16 protein-coding genes and 2 tRNA genes are annotated in these 13,985 nt (G+C 70.9%); 6 read left to right on the forward strand and 12 right to left on the reverse strand.

Annotated elements, in window-relative coordinates; genetic code table 11:
- Positions 1–103 precede the first annotated feature (103 nt).
- The 5 genes from IGA62_RS08935 to IGA62_RS08955 all read right to left on the reverse strand — a co-directional run bounded on the left by IGA62_RS08935 (position 104) and on the right by IGA62_RS08955 (position 4,470).
- Positions 104–176: transfer RNA gene (locus IGA62_RS08935), tRNA-Met, on the reverse strand.
- A 26-nt stretch (positions 177–202) separates the two neighbouring features.
- A tRNA-Thr gene (locus IGA62_RS08940) sits at positions 203–275 on the reverse strand.
- A gap of 107 nt (positions 276–382) precedes the next feature.
- Complete coding sequence (locus IGA62_RS08945; protein ID WP_145815446.1) at positions 383–2,911, reverse strand: putative bifunctional diguanylate cyclase/phosphodiesterase; 2,529 nt, start codon at positions 2,909–2,911, stop codon at positions 383–385.
- Positions 2,912–2,981: 70 nt separating this feature from the next.
- Positions 2,982–3,137, reverse strand: a complete 156-nt coding sequence (locus IGA62_RS08950) for a hypothetical protein (RefSeq protein WP_186499711.1) — start codon at positions 3,135–3,137, stop codon at positions 2,982–2,984.
- A gap of 472 nt (positions 3,138–3,609) precedes the next feature.
- Entirely contained in the window at positions 3,610–4,470 is an 861-nt protein-coding gene (locus IGA62_RS08955) for an SDR family oxidoreductase (protein WP_145815445.1), read from the reverse strand.
- Between the two features lie 125 nt (positions 4,471–4,595).
- Here IGA62_RS08955 and IGA62_RS08960 point away from each other — a divergent pair, with 125 nt between their 5' ends.
- The gene (locus IGA62_RS08960; protein WP_145815444.1) at positions 4,596–4,949 is read left to right on the forward strand and encodes a winged helix-turn-helix transcriptional regulator; all 354 of its coding nucleotides are present in this window, start codon (positions 4,596–4,598) and stop codon (positions 4,947–4,949) included.
- A gap of 70 nt (positions 4,950–5,019) precedes the next feature.
- Here the strand turns inward: IGA62_RS08960 and IGA62_RS08965 are convergent, their stop codons facing one another.
- From IGA62_RS08965 to IGA62_RS08980, 4 genes are all read right to left on the reverse strand, one after another.
- Positions 5,020–5,763 (reverse strand): class I SAM-dependent methyltransferase, encoded by a 744-nt coding sequence (locus tag IGA62_RS08965; protein ID WP_145815443.1) that lies wholly within the window; start codon positions 5,761–5,763, stop codon positions 5,020–5,022.
- Positions 5,764–5,779: 16 nt separating this feature from the next.
- Positions 5,780–7,225, reverse strand: coding sequence for a WD40 repeat domain-containing protein (locus tag IGA62_RS08970; RefSeq protein WP_145815442.1), 1,446 nt, complete (start codon positions 7,223–7,225; stop codon positions 5,780–5,782).
- Positions 7,222–7,734: a SigE family RNA polymerase sigma factor gene (locus IGA62_RS08975; protein WP_145815441.1), complete on the reverse strand. Its 513-nt coding sequence runs from the start codon at positions 7,732–7,734 to the stop codon at positions 7,222–7,224. The genes IGA62_RS08970 and IGA62_RS08975 overlap by 4 nt, the downstream gene beginning before the upstream one ends.
- Before the next feature lie 133 nt (positions 7,735–7,867).
- Positions 7,868–8,611, reverse strand: a complete 744-nt coding sequence (locus IGA62_RS08980; protein ID WP_145815440.1) for an SAM-dependent methyltransferase — start codon at positions 8,609–8,611, stop codon at positions 7,868–7,870.
- A gap of 93 nt (positions 8,612–8,704) precedes the next feature.
- Between IGA62_RS08980 and IGA62_RS08985 the strand changes: the two genes are divergently transcribed.
- Positions 8,705–9,154 (forward strand): Rv0361 family membrane protein, encoded by a 450-nt coding sequence (locus IGA62_RS08985; RefSeq protein WP_145815439.1) that lies wholly within the window; start codon positions 8,705–8,707, stop codon positions 9,152–9,154.
- Between the two features lie 25 nt (positions 9,155–9,179).
- On the opposite strand, the gene IGA62_RS08990 is transcribed toward IGA62_RS08985, so the two are convergent.
- Positions 9,180–9,434, reverse strand: coding sequence for a hypothetical protein (locus IGA62_RS08990; protein WP_145815438.1), 255 nt, complete (start codon positions 9,432–9,434; stop codon positions 9,180–9,182).
- Positions 9,434–9,754, reverse strand: a complete 321-nt coding sequence (locus IGA62_RS08995) for a DivIVA domain-containing protein (RefSeq protein ID WP_145815437.1) — start codon at positions 9,752–9,754, stop codon at positions 9,434–9,436. Before IGA62_RS08995 ends, IGA62_RS08990 begins: the two co-directional genes overlap by 1 nt.
- Positions 9,755–10,024: 270 nt before the next feature.
- Between IGA62_RS08995 and IGA62_RS09000 the strand changes: the two genes are divergently transcribed.
- The 4 genes from IGA62_RS09000 (at position 10,025) to IGA62_RS09015 (ending at position 13,309) form a co-directional block, all read left to right on the forward strand.
- Positions 10,025–10,798: a GntR family transcriptional regulator gene (locus IGA62_RS09000; protein ID WP_198501215.1), complete on the forward strand. Its 774-nt coding sequence runs from the start codon at positions 10,025–10,027 to the stop codon at positions 10,796–10,798.
- Positions 10,788–11,687 (forward strand): DMT family transporter, encoded by a 900-nt coding sequence (locus IGA62_RS09005; protein WP_198501216.1) that lies wholly within the window; start codon positions 10,788–10,790, stop codon positions 11,685–11,687. Before IGA62_RS09000 ends, IGA62_RS09005 begins: the two co-directional genes overlap by 11 nt.
- A gap of 47 nt (positions 11,688–11,734) precedes the next feature.
- Positions 11,735–12,310 (forward strand): DUF3592 domain-containing protein, encoded by a 576-nt coding sequence (locus IGA62_RS09010; RefSeq protein ID WP_232624929.1) that lies wholly within the window; start codon positions 11,735–11,737, stop codon positions 12,308–12,310.
- Positions 12,311–12,514: 204 nt separating this feature from the next.
- The gene (locus IGA62_RS09015; protein ID WP_145815436.1) at positions 12,515–13,309 is read left to right on the forward strand and encodes an SHOCT domain-containing protein; all 795 of its coding nucleotides are present in this window, start codon (positions 12,515–12,517) and stop codon (positions 13,307–13,309) included.
- A gap of 195 nt (positions 13,310–13,504) precedes the next feature.
- Here the strand turns inward: IGA62_RS09015 and IGA62_RS09020 are convergent, their stop codons facing one another.
- On the reverse strand, positions 13,505–13,981 hold the full coding sequence (locus IGA62_RS09020) for a GNAT family N-acetyltransferase (RefSeq protein ID WP_145815435.1): 477 nt from the start codon (positions 13,979–13,981) through the stop codon (positions 13,505–13,507).
- Between the last annotated feature and the right edge of the window lie 4 nt (positions 13,982–13,985).

The raw sequence follows: 13,985 nt of genomic DNA on the forward strand, positions 1-13,985 counted from the left end.
AACTACGGCGCAGTAGCTTACGCGCTGACTACGCGGACACGCAAAGTGGGCGCCATTGGCGCCCGTTCCACCGACCACCGGACATCGGCCCGGAGGACGAGAGTAGCGGTGGCCGGACTTGAACCGGCGACACAGCGATTATGAGCCGCTTGCTCTGCCATCTGAGCTACACCGCCGCAGGCGGGTCCAGCCGGACCCTCTGAGCCCCCTTACGGAATCGAACCGTAGACCTTCTCCTTACCATGGAGACGCTCTGCCGACTGAGCTAAGGGGGCCTACCCGATCACCCCGGGGGGTGTCGCGCAGGGGTAACAGTACACGGCGGAGACCCGGAGGTGAAATCGGATCCCCCCTCCCCCGCCGTGGCGGGCATCGGCGCAGGTCAGGGCACCACGCGGAGACGTCGCACGTCCGGGCCGGGCACCGACTCGACCTCCGCCTGGGCCCCGAACCACGCCTCCAGCCGCTCGTACGGCAGCGGACGACTGAACAGGAAGCCCTGGCCGATGTCGCAGCCGATGTCCTGGAGCAGCTCCAGGGTCAGCTCGCTCTCCACCCCCTCGGCCACCACGGCCAGCCCGAACTGCTGGGAGAGGGTCACCACGGCGTTCACGATCGCCAGGTCGCCCGGATCGGTCGCCATGCCCTGCACGAAGGAACGGTCCACCTTCACCTCGTGCACCGGCAGTCGGCGCAGGTAGGCCAGGGAGAAGGAGCCGGTGCCGAAGTCGTCCACCGACAGGCGGACACCGAGGTCGCGCAGGCGTCGCAGGGTCGGGATGGGGCGGTCGGTGCCGTCCAGCACCCCGGTCTCCCTGATCTCGAAGGTGACGCGCTGCGGCGGTACGCCGTACTCGTCCAGCAGCTCGCGTACCTGGTCGGGGAAGTGCCGGTCGGTGAGCGTACGCGCGGAGAGGTTGACCGCGACGGAGAGCGGCTGCTCGGCGTGCGCCCAGTCCCGGCTGCGCCGCAGCCCCTCCCGGAGCACCAGCTCGGTGAGCCGGCCGAGCTGACCGGTGTGCTCGGCCACCGCGACGAAGTCCTCCGGCGTGACCGCGCCGTGTGCCGGGTGCTCCCAGCGGGCCAGGCACTCCACCCCGACCAGTCGCCGGTCGCGCAGGGTCACCTTCGGCTGGTAGTAGACCTCGACCCCGCCCTCGTCGAGGGCCTGTCGCAGGTCACCGGCGATGCCGAGGCGGCGCAGCGACCGGGACTCCAGCGCCGGGCTGAACAGTTGGATGCTGCCCGGCGTCGACTTCGCCGCCGTCGCGGCCAGCTCCACCCGTTGCAGCAGGGTGGCCGCGTCGCTGCCGTGATCCGGGTGGACGGCGACCCCGACGGCGGTGTCCACGTCCAGGGTGAGCGGCTCGAAGACCATCTCGTCGCGGATCTGCTCGCGCAGCCGGGCGGCCAGTTCCAGGGCCGCCTCGGCGCTCTCCACCCGGAGGGTGAGCAGGAATTCGTCTCCGCCGAGCCGACCGACCAGGGCCGAGGACGGGGCCGACGCGCGCAGCCGCTCGGCGACCTCGGCGAGGACCTTGTCCCCGGCGACGTGGCCGAGGGACTCGTTGACCTGGCGCAGCCCGTCGACGTCGAAGAGGAGGACGGCGACCACCTCGCCCGGGGCGCGGATCCGGACCGCCTCGCCGAGCGCGTCGGCGATCCGCCGCCGGTTCGGCAGCTTGGTCAGCCCGTCGTGGTACGCGTCGTGCCGGAGCCGGTCCACCAGTCGGGAGTTCTCCAGGGCGATCGCGGCGTGCGCGGCCACCGTCTCGAAGACGGGGATGTCGTCCGGAGTGAAGTGACCCGCGTCGCTGAGCCGGTTGACCACCTCGAGCGTGCCGATCACCGCCTGGCCGGAGCGCAGCGGCACCGCGATGACGTCCTTGACCCCGGTGCCGCGCAGGGCGGCACCGAGCTGGTCGTCGCCGTCCAGCCGGGCACCCCAGGCCAGGGTGCGCCGCTCCCGGCGGGCCTCCTCCCGCACCACCACCGGGGTGGGAGGGACGTCGAGCAGGCCCGGAGCGTCCACCCGCGCGGTGAGCATGACCTCGGAGTGCCGCCCCTGGGCGGGCAGCCAGAGAGTGGCGTACTCGGCCTGCATGAGCTTGCGGATCCGGGCGAGCAGGACGTCGACCAGGGTGCCGTCCTGCCCGCTGGTGGTCATCGCCCGGGTCAGCTCGTACATGTCGCCGAGGGTGCGGTGCTGGCGGAAGAACTGCGCGTAGGAGCGGTAGACCAGCACCACCGCGAAGCCCAGCACCGCGATGAGCACCAGGGCCCACCAGTTCGTCTCGATCGTGATCAGGACCACCAGGCCGATGACCACGTTGATCCCCGACGTCAGCAGCGGCGGCCCCGCCGTACGGATCACCTCCCGCCCGGCCTGCCAGCCGTGCATCAGGCTGATGACGCCACCGACCGCCGCCAGGGAGGCCAGCGTGTTCAGGATGACCGCGCCGAACAGGGTCAGCCAGGTACGCGGACCGACGCCCTCCAGCGGTGGCAGGGCGACCAGCACCAGCCCCGCCAGCGACATCGAGGCGCCGGCCTTGGCGACGTTGAACCACAGCTTGGTGGGCGATGTTCGGCGGCTGAACTGCACGACGAGCACCGCCGCCACGCTCAACACGACGACCGTCAGCGGTGGCAGCCAGAAGAAGGCGAGAACCAGCGGGATCTCGTTGATGGTGAAGGTCATCCCCTGCCGGCCGATGACGAAGTGCAACACCTGGCTGACGGCGGCGACCATCACGACCAGCAGGGCGAACGTCAGTACCGGGTTACCCGGGGACGGATCCGACACGAGGGCCAGGGCGACCGAGCAGACCACGGCGAACAGGGCCAGCGGACCGGTGATCAGCCAGGCCTGGTCGGTCGATCTGCGCGACGACGGGCGAGCGCTCGTCATCCGGCTCCCTCGTTACTCGTGCCTCGAACGGGCCTCCAACCAGCGACCTCTCGACGACGTCGGGCCGACCTCAGGGGATGAGGACGGAGACCGCCGACACCGGGGCACTCCACTCGAAATCAGACTGCGGTCCGGCGCTGTCGGTGCCGAGGAAGCCGGCGGCGACCACGGCAAAGGCCATCAGCGCCATGACTGCGGCGAACCGGAAGGGCTTCCGACCAGACATCACTGCGCTCCTGTCAACAGGGGTGGGGGAGAAGACGGATGGAGGAGGTTCCACGATCGTGCCACAGAGGTCCGATCGAGCAAAGGGGCGTGGGAACGGGCACACCGGGGATCGGGGGGTTCGGACCGTTCGTACCTACCCCGACTCCGAATAGCTACCCCTGATTTCGGTGTTCATCTCACCATGTGCACCTTCCCGCTCATGTTGCCGCAGTACGTGATTCGTCATCAATCCCCAAGATCGCCTCGACCCGCCCACCGGCTCCCACCTGCCAGGATGCACCTTCACCCTAGACCGAGAGACCGACAGAAATAGAGAGGTGTCGAACGACGGGAATTGGGGTAGCGGGAACTGCCCCGGCAAATGCCCGCCGCGCCGGCAAACTCCCACAACGGCGACACGTTCGGTCCCGACGCCACCACAGTGGGCAGTGCGGCCACCCCGTCGGCGGGAACGAGGTGGCCACAGTGCACTACCGCGCCGCCGGCCAGGCGGCCCGCACCGCCTCGGCGAGCGAGGTCGGTTCCCGACCGATCAGCGCCCGCAGGTCGTCGTCCTCGACGTACAGGTCGCCGACGGACAGCCCCCGGTCGGCGTCGGCGAGAACCGCCGCGTACGGCTCGGGCACGCCCGCGCCGACCAGGATCTCGGTGTACTTCTCGACTGGCAGGTCGGTGTAGCCGACGTCCCGCCCACTCTGCCGGGACACCTCGGCGGCCAGGTCGGTCATGCTGAACGGCGCGCCGCCCAGTTCGTACACCCGGCCGGCGTGCCCCTCGGTGGTCAGCACGGCGGCGGCGGCCTCGGCGTAGTCGGCGCGGGCGGCCGCGCTGACCCGGCCGTCGCCGGCCGATCCGAGGACCCCGTGCTGGAGGTACGTGGCGAGCTGGTTGGTGTAGTTCTCCAGGTACCAGCCGTTGCGCAGCACCACGTACGGCAGGCCGGACGCGGCCAGCTCCCGCTCGGTGGCCAGGTGTTCGGCGGCGAGCAGGAGACTGGAGGTGTCGGCCTTCACGATGCTGGTGTAGGCGACCAGCCCGACGCCGGCCTCCCGAGCGGTGGCGACCACGTTGTGGTGCTGGGCTCCCCGCCGCCCGGCCTCACTGCCGGAGACGAACAGCAGCTTCTCCGCGCCGGCGAACGCGGTCCGCAGCGACGCGGGGTCGTCGTAGTCGGCCGCCGACACCACCACGCCGCGCGCTTCGAGGTCGGCGAGGCGGGACACGTTGCGGCCGAGGGCGACGATCCGGTCGGCCGGAACGCCGCGTCGCAGCAGCGACTCGACGGCGAGGTGGCCGAGGTGACCGGTGGCACCGGTGACGACGATGGACATGTGTTCTCTCCTCTGGGATCCGGGTCTGACCTGCGTCACCTGAACCAACGGGAAGACTTCCGCCTTACTTCCCGTTGGAGAGTAGGCACCTTGAAGTGAGTTACGTTCTGAAAGAGAGTCAAGACGTGGAACCGGATCCCTACCAGCGGAACTGCGGCAGCCGGCAGGTCCTCGACCGGATCGGCGACCGATGGAGCGTGCTCGTCGTGCTCACCCTCGCCCACGGCGGGAAGCGCTACGGCGAACTGGCCCAACGCATCGACGGCGTCAGCCAGAAGATGCTCACCCAGACGCTGCGCGGCCTGGAACGCGACGGGCTGGTCACCCGTACCGCGCACGCCACCGTTCCGCCCCGGGTCGACTACGAGTTGACCGACCTCGGTCGCAGCCTGGTCGACCTGGTCGCCGGGCTGGAGGCGTGGGCGACCGGGCACCTGGGCGAGATCGAGGCCGCCCGAGCCCGCTACGACGCCCGCTGACCGGCGCCCTGCGGGGAAGCTGGTGGCCGTTCCCTACCTTCGGGGCCGGCCGGCGTCCGAACGTAGCCGGTCAGTCGCCCGCCGGGAGGCGGTAGACCGAGACGTGGGACCGGGAGTCGGCGGTGAACTCGGAGGCGTCCCAGTCCGCGTGCCGGCTCTCCAGCTCGAAACCGGCCAGTTGGGCCATGAGGTCCAGTTCCGCCGGCCAGATGTAGCGGTGCGGGCTGCGGCCCAGCGTCGCCTGCCGGCCCTCGCCGAAGCGGAAGTGGTGCGAGACCACGTGCTGGCGCAGCACGTCGTAGGTGTCCAGGCCGATGTAGTCGGGCTCGCAGTGCCAGACCACGGCCTGCTGGCCCGGCGGGAGCTTGCGCAGCTCGGGCACCCACAGCTCGACGACGAACCGGCCGCCGGGGGTGAGGTGACGGGCCGCGTTACGGAAGCACGCGACCTGCTCGGGCTGGGTGAGCAGGTTGGAGATCGTGTTGAAGACGAGGTAGACCAGCGAGAACGCACCGGGCGCGACGGTGGTCGCCATGTCGCCGACGACCACGGGGATCGTCGCCTCGTCCGCCTTCGTCCGGAGCTGGTCGAGCATCGGCCGGGACAGCTCGATGCCGGTGACGGACACCCCCCGCTCGGCGAGCGGGACGGCCACCCGGCCGGTGCCGATGGCGAACTCCAACGCCCGGCCACCGGCGGCGAGTGCGGCGAGGCGCTCGACGGTCGGCCCCAGCACCTCGGGTGCGAACATGCCGGTGCCGGGCGTGTCGTAGCTGCGGGCGGCATCGGCGTCCCAGATGTCTTCCTGTCGCATCCCGTCGACGCTTGTCCTATCTGGACGTGATGTCCACCGATTTCCCCGCCGCCCCGGACCCTGCTCTGCGTCTGCGCCGACGGACGGCCAGTCGCCACCCCACCCCGGCCACCACCAGTCCGCCCAGCGCCAGCAGGAACTGCCCGAACGGCCACCAGAGGGCGAGCAGCCACCGGACGGCTCCTTCCGGCCGCGACGTCGACGGCCCGCCGAAGCTGTCGAGCAGGTTGGCCGGCACGTCGACGAAGAGGGCGCTGGCCGGCAGCTCCACCAGTTCGGCCCGGGTGCCGTCCGGACGGAACTCCCACAGCCCGACCGCGCCGACCTCCGTCCAGCCGGTCTCCGACCAGTAGGCGTCGTCGGCCTGCCTGGTCAGCCCCTGCTCCGGCTGGTACTCGGTGACGACGGCGTCACCGTCGCGCTGCCAACCGAGCAGCCGGGCGGCCAGGCCACGCGCGGAGGGCAGCGCCGGGCCGGTCGCCGGGTCGCCGGTGGACGCGTTCCGGTAGCCGATCCGGATCGACCGCCGGGCCAGGCGTCCCTCGTCGCAGCTGCCGCCGTCCTCGCAGTCACCCATTGTCCAGGTGGCGATCCGGTCGCCGTCGGGCAGCCAGGCGCCCGGCCCGGCCAGCCGGTCACGTGGCGTGAGGGCACCGAGGGTACGGACCGTGCCGGCGGCCGGGTCGACGAGGTACAGCGCGTCGGTCGTCGCCACGGCGAGGCGGGAGCCGTCCGGCGAGAAGGCGGCGAGGTTGCCGGGACGGAACCCGCCGGTGATCTCGGGAAGCTGGCGTACCGCCCCGCTGGCCGGGTCGAGCAGGCTCAACCGTCCCAGCTGCCCGTCGGTGCTCTGCGCCATCACCAGCAGCGACCGGCCGTCCGGGGCCCAGGCCACCGGCAGGCCACCGGCGTGCTGCCGTACCCGGCCGGTGGTCAGGTCGAGGATCGCGGTCTGCCCGACCGGGTCGTCGGGCCACTGGCTGCCCTCCAGCCAGGGCTGCGCGGCCAGCTGGCGACCGTCCGGCGAGAGCAGCAGGTCGTCCGTTCCCGCGGTGGTCTCCCCGACCGTACGGGCCAGGCGGTAACTGCCGTCGCGCCCGACCACCAGGCTGCGCCCCTCCCAGCCCCAGATGTCGCTGCCGCGCAGCTCCCGGTGGCCCGACACCAGCAGGACAGCCGGGCCCGGCGGGTCCTCGACGACGGTCGCCTCCCCGAGCAGCGGCGGGTAGACCCGTGCCGGCACCACCGGCCGATCCGCCCCGGCCGGCGCGGGTCCGGCATCCGGGGACGCGGGCAGCAGCAACGGCGTGCCGACCACCACCGCCACGAGCGCCACCAGCGCCGCCCCGACCTGGCGTCGGTGCCGGCGCCGGCCGCGCCGCCAGGTGTCCGGCGGGATTCGTGCCGGCCGTGACTCCTCGGCCATCCGGCGCAGTGTCTCCGTCAGGACCCGATCGCTCACGACCCCACCTCCAGCAGCTCCGCCAGCTCCGGGGCGAGCACCCGCAGCCGGGCCAGCCCGTCCCGCAGCTGGCTCTTCACCGTCCCGACCCGACAGCCGAGGGTGTCGGCTATCTGTGCCTCGCTGAGGTCGTCGAAGTACCGCAGCACGATCGCGGCGCGCTGCCGGGGAGCGAGCCGGGCCAGCGCCGCCCGGACCGCGAGCGTCACGGCAACCGCGTCCGCCTCGTCCGGTACCGGCCGGTCGGTGGTGTCCAGCGGAGCCTCCCGCACCCGCCGCGTCCGCCACCGCCACCAGGAGATGTGCTGGTGGTAGAGGACCCGACGCACGTACGGGTCCGGGTCGCCGTCGGCCACCACCCGCCGCCACCGGCCGGCGACCCGCAGCAGGGTCTGCTGGACCAGGTCCTCGGCGAGGTGGTGGTCGCCGGTGAGCAGGTAGGCGTGCCGGGACAGACCCGGACCACGGGCCTGCACGTACGCCTCGAACGACTGCCGGTCGGCATCCACACGGCACCTCCTGCTCTCCTCACACGCCCGGACGGCGGAGCGTGGAGGGGTGTCGGCGCGAGATTCTCCGCCGACTTCCCGGCGAGCGGCACCACGCAACGGTCAGGGACCGGACGCTCCGGCGGTCGGCAGGTCAGCGACCGAGTACGAGATAGGCGAAACCGAGAACGCCCCGGTAGACGCCGACGTACTGGCGCAGCTGGGCGTCGAGTTCGGCACGGACCTCGCTCGCCCGGGGGTCTGCGGCGTTCTCCAGCAACCACTCCTGCCGGCCCGCCCGCCACCTGGCCTCGAAGTCGTCCCACTCCCGCTGGTCGGCGGTGCTCAGATGCAGGACCCGCCAGCCCGACGCTCGGGCCTGCTCGACGAGGTCCGCCAGGGGCAGGATCCCCTCGCCGAAGATCTCCACGGCCTCGGCCGTGGGCGGACGCTCCCAGTACCCGTCACCGAACAGGAGGCGTCCGCCCGAAGGCACGAGTTCGGTGAGGGCGTCGAGGGCCGCCACCGTGCCGCCGAAGGCGTGCGACGCGCCGATGCACAGGACCCGGTCGGCTGGCTCCCGCCAGGCCGCCGCCTCCTGTTCGACGAAGGTCACCTGCGCGTCCAACGACCGTTCGACGGCGAGCGCTCGACCCCGCGCCAGATCCGCGTCGTTGGTGTCGACACCGACACCCGTCGTGCGGAGCGCGCCGGCTGTGCCGCCGGTGGCAACCGCGCGGAGCAGCAGCTCACCCCACCCGCAACCGAGGTCCAGCACGCGAGCACCGGCGGGAACGCCGAGCCGGTCGAGGAGCAGGTCGGCGTGGTCCTCCGACAGCGGCGCGTTCCACCGCATACGGGCGTACCGAATGGCGGCCAGATCATCGATTGAGGTCATCAACCAAGTGTGCCAAGCCTTGATCAACCGCACATCGGAGTTGTCGAGCCATGATCCGACGACGTGTTGCGCCGGCTCCCTACCGTCTGCGCCATGGACTACCAGCTCTACGCGGCACCCCCGGCACGGCCGCGGCGCACCGGACGGACGATCGCCATCATCGTCGCCGTGGTCTTCCTGCTCTGCTGCGTCGGCGGATCAGTCGGCGGCTTCCTGCTCTACCGCACCGTCAGCGACGCGGTGGCCCCCGTCCAGGACACCACCAGGACGTACCTGGACGCGGTGCGGCGGGGCGACAACCAAACCGCCTACGCCCAGCTCTGCTCCTCGACGCGGGGCCGGATGAGCGAGCAGGAGTTCACCCAGCTCGCCGCGACACAGCCCAAGCTGGTCAACTACGACATCGACGGCGTGGTGGTGAACAACGTCAACGGCCGGACCACCGGCACCGCCACCGTCCGGCTCAGCTACGACGGCGGCATCCAACGGACCCAGGTCTTCACCCTGGTCAAGGAGGACGGCGCGTTCCGGGTCTGCGAGTAACCCGGCCCGGGAGGCCCGCCGCAGGTCAGCGTGGACCGAGGCGGCGGGTGCAGGGTCCGTCGTGGTCGGCGCGGAGCAGACAGCGCCGGCCGCCGGGCAGCCGGGCATCGCAGAAGACCCGATGCCGTACGCCCTGTTCGTCCTCGTGCGAGACGGTGGTCTCGCCGGGGTCGGTGTACGGCAGGACGCGCGTCCAGCGAGCCAGCACCCGCGCGAGGCGTACCGCCCCCGGCAGGTCACGGGCGACGACCGGAAGGTGGATCACGAACCGTTCGGGCATCAGCGGTAGCTCCGTTCGTCGCCACGGGCGGCGTACTCGGACTGCCAGCGCCGTAGGGCGTCCTTGACCCGGGCGGTCTCCTGCCGGCTGGAGTACAGCAGCTCGTAGAGGGTGGTCAGGTCGTCGGCGACCCGGTCCAGGAACTCGCCGACCTCGTCGGGGTCGAGGCCGCGCCGCCACCACCGCACCGGCGCGAACCGTCGCCCCCGCACCTGCCACGGCCGCAACGGCGCGTAGCCCCGCGACCGGTACAGTCCGCCGGCCCCGGCCCGGCTCGGGGAACGGTGGTGCCGGCCACACGACCGGAACAACGCCCGCATACCGTTGCGCCTCCTCCCACTTTCGTGCTCGTCGCGCTCTCAGGCGTGACGTGGAAGGGGTGGCCCACCCGCCCGCCGCGCACGGGCGGACCACCCCGCCCTGCCACCGCAGCCCAATCGGCAGTACGGCACCAGAGCTGACTCCTGGTAACTGGCTTAAGCCAGTCGGTGACGAGTCCAGGTTGCCCCAGCGCCGGATACTTGTCAACAACTGGCTCAAGCCACTTGAGGTAGTCTCACGTACAAGGATCGGAGAGACAGGTGATTCCCGTGGGCGAGCAGGAAGATCGGCGGCCACCCAGCCGTCGCATCGCGGACGAGTTACGGGCGGCCATCACCCGCGGCGACCTGGCCGACGGTGCCCGGCTGCCGTCGGAACGCGAACTGGCCGCGAGGTACGACACCGCCCGCAACACCGCCCGTGAGGCGCTGGGCATCCTCCAGACCGAAGGGTTGGCCGTCGCCCAGCACGGCCGAGGGGTCTTCGTGCGCACCCGCCGTCCCCTGATGCGCCTCGGCCGGAACCGGTACTCGCGGCAGGCCCGAGCCGAGACCGGCCTCTCCCCCTTCCGGATCGAGGTCGAACGCCAGGGACGCACTCCCCACGTCGAATGTCGTTCGGTCACCACAGTCCCCTCCCCCGCCGAGGTGGCCCAACGGCTCGACCTCGATGAGGAGCAGCCCGTCGTACGCCGGGAGAACTGGTACTTCGCCGACGACGAACCCGTCCAGATCGGCGTCACGTACATTCCGGCCGCTCTGGTGGCGGACTCACCGCTCGGCCGGGAGAAGAAGCTCGGCCCAGGCAGCATCTACCAGCGGTTCGAGGATCTGGGTCACCCGATCACGCGGATCCGGGAGGAGGTCAGCGCGCGGATGCCCACGCCTGAAGAGGCCGCTGGTCTCGACATGCCGCCCGGCGTACCGGTGCTCGACGTACTCCACACCGGCGTCGACGACCAAGGGCGCCCCTTCGAGGTGACCCGGTTCGTGATGCGGGCGGACCTCAACGGTCTCGACTACGAGATGCCTGTTGAAGACTGACCACCGGGCAGCTCTCAGCCGGGCAGGGCTGGTCCGGTTGGCGGCGTTGGCGCTGCTCTGGGGTTCGGGCTTCCTCTGGATCAAGCTGGCGCTGCGCGGCTTCAACCCGGTACAGATCGTCTTCGCCCGGCTGCTGCTCGGCTTCGTGGTCCTCGCCCCGCTGGTCCTGTCGCGTGGCCTCGGGTTTCCGCGCGGTTGGCGGCTGTGGGGGCACCTGTTCGTCGCCGCCCTGGTCGCCAACGCGATCCCGTACGTGCTGTTCGGGGTCGGGGAGCAGACCGTCGGGTCGAACGTCGCCGGGGTGCTGAACGCGACCACCCCGCTGTGGGCTCTCCTGCTGGCGTTCCTGGTCGGCGTGGACCGGTCGGTGACCTGGCGGAAGGGTGCCGGGTTCGGGCTCGGCTTCCTCGGGGTCGTGGTGATCTTCTCGCCCTGGGAGTCCGCCAACGAGATCGCGAGCTGGGGTGGCCTGGCCTGCCTCGCCGCCGCCGCCAGTTACGGGGTCAGCTACGTCTACATGGGACGCTACCTGGCCGGTCGGGGGATCAGTCCGATCGTGCTGTCGGCGAGCCAGCTCGGCGCGGCCACCGCACTGCTCGCCCTGGCCATGCCGTTCGCCGGACTGGAGCCGCCGGTCTGGCGGGTCGACGCCGTGCTCAGCCTGCTCGTGCTCGGCATCCTCGGCACCGGTGTGGCGTACGTGCTGAACTACCGCATCATCAGCGACGAGGGCCCCACCGCCGCCTCCGTGGTCGCGTACCTGCTGCCGATCGTCGCCGTACTGCTCGGGTGGTTGGTGGTGGACGAGCCCGTCACCGGCGCGATCCTGGTCGGTGTCGGCCTGGTCCTCGTCGGGGTCGTACTCACCCGCCGGCCGGTCGCCCGGTAGCCGTCGGCCGGCCTCTCCGACTTGCGGGGCAGCGGCACGATTGCCGGATGTCCTCGACCGCGCTGCCACGCATCTCCTGGGTGACCGTCGGTGCCCTACTGCTGCTGATGCTCGGCTCAGCGCTGCTCTGGTTGCCGGTCCACACCCAGCTCGCGCTGGACGACTGGAAGACCGAACTGCGAAACGACGGGGTACGAACGCAGGCTGTCGTCCACAACCGGGTGACGGAAGGTGGCGGCAACCGGTCCAGCCCGTCGACCACCATGTACTTCCGGTACGAGGTGGCCGGCCGAACCCACGAGGCGGAGGTCGGCTGCGTCCAGGTCTGCCGAACCAGGGGCGAGACGGTGACCATCTGGGTGAACCGTGCGGATCCGAGCGACTTCGTCACCGACTTCGACCAGCTCAGTGGGCACCGGGGGCGGGTGCAGGGCGTACTGGGCGCGGTCGGGTTCGTGGTCCTGGTGGTGGCGGTCCCGCTGGCGTTGTCCCGCCTGCCGTTCCGGCGCTGGTTCCCCCGGCGTCCGGCGCAGCGGCCGGGGAGGCCGCTCCGGGATGCCGAGGCTGGCGACGGGAAACCGTTCACCGGTCGCTCGAAACACAAGCGGGGCAGCCGCCGGTGATGGGTTGCTGCTGGTGTTTGCCGGTGACATCGCACAGCCAGTTCGCACCGGTCGGTGCAGGGGTGGCCCGAAGGGCGGAGACACGCGGCCTTGTCGGTGGACACGCATGTCGGACGTCGCTGGATAGGATGCCGCTCACCGTGATGCCACCACCCTTGGTGAATCGTGCGATAGTCGCGGCCTCGATCGTCCCTGGGAGCGTGGATGAAGACCGTCGCGCGTGAGATCGCGAGCCTGGTGACCGGCTTGATCGGCATCGTGCTGCTGGGCATCGGGCTGAATCAGGTGCTCGACATCGGCAGTTGCTCGTCGGGTGGTTCATATGTGGTCGCGCGTCCCTGCCCTGAGGGCACGACAGGCTTGTTCTGGCTGTCGATGGCCGGCGCGATCATGTGGATTCTGGGCATCATCGTGAGCAAGCGGAACTTCTCCGGACCGGGCGCCGGGCAGGTCCTGTGGACGGTCGGCTTCGCCGGAGGCGGTGCCGCCCTGCTGGTCAAGGTGCTCACCCAGTCGTCGATGCCACCGGACGCGAGGCTCGGCGCGTCCATCGTGGCTGCGGTGTTCATTCCGATGGGCCTGGTAGTCGGGATCGTCGGGATCGTGCAGCTCGTACGGCAGCGGGGTGGAGACGGCAGCGGGTCACGACGGACGACGGACGGTGCCCGGACCGGCGCGCCGCGGCGTCAAGGCGGTCCGACGGACGCCAGCGACTCCTGGTCCCGACTGAAGGTCCTGAACGGTCTCCGGAGCATGAGAGTGCTCACCCGCGAGGAGTACGACGCACTCAAGGCCGACCTGGCCGACTCCGAGCCGAACGGCCTGCGGAAGCCGGGGGTCGACCGCGTCGCCCTGATCCGACAGCTGGCCGACCAGCGGGGCTCGGGCACCCTGAGCGCCGAGGAGTTCGAGGCCCGGAAGCGCCGGGTCATGCGCGGTGAGCCGGTCGACTCCTCCGAGCGGCCACGTCGGCGGATTTGGTCGCGATCAGCGCGCTGAGGTGTCGCACATCAGTCGACGGATCACAGATAAGGGTATGCCTCCAGCGGGGGCGCTTCGGGTCTCTGGGATGGGGTGGCATCCCGCCCACCATCGACCCCAGGCGAAGCCGAGCAGACCTGCCCCGGGGTGTGGGTCGACAGTGGACGAATGGCTTGGCGCAAGCGAGAGAGTTGGCGCGGGCGGAGCGGATGACTAACCGGACGGCGACCACGACGCACGTTCAAGGTCCAGGACGCCGACCGTTTGACCACCACTCTGCTCGCCTGTCGGTCTGAAACCGAGTTTCAGGTAGAACTTCTCTGGCCCTCCTGCCCGGGGCGCCCAGGTGACGTATGCCCGGTTGCCGCCTCGGGCTCGGATCTCTCCGCATACGGCCTCGACGGCAAACCGGCCGTAACCGTTTCCCTGCGCGTCGGCCTCGACGTTCAGCCGCCAGAGGCCGGAGCGCAGGTCATCGGGGTCGCGGCCCCAGGGTATGTCAAGGAAGGCCATAAGAAAGCCGACCAGTCGGTCGCCGTCATAGATCAATTTCGGCCAGGCGTTGTCGGGGAAAATGTATGCCTCGGCCAGCGACTTGACCACTGGCGCGACCAGATCCTCTTGGTCGGGACGCACGGACAGCGCGAGAGCCGCCTTGTAGTTCTCGGGGGTGATCTTCTCAAGCCGCATGCGG

It is taken from the genome of Micromonospora sagamiensis, assembly GCF_014680085.1.
Lineage (GTDB): Bacteria > Actinomycetota > Actinomycetes > Mycobacteriales > Micromonosporaceae > Micromonospora > Micromonospora inyonensis.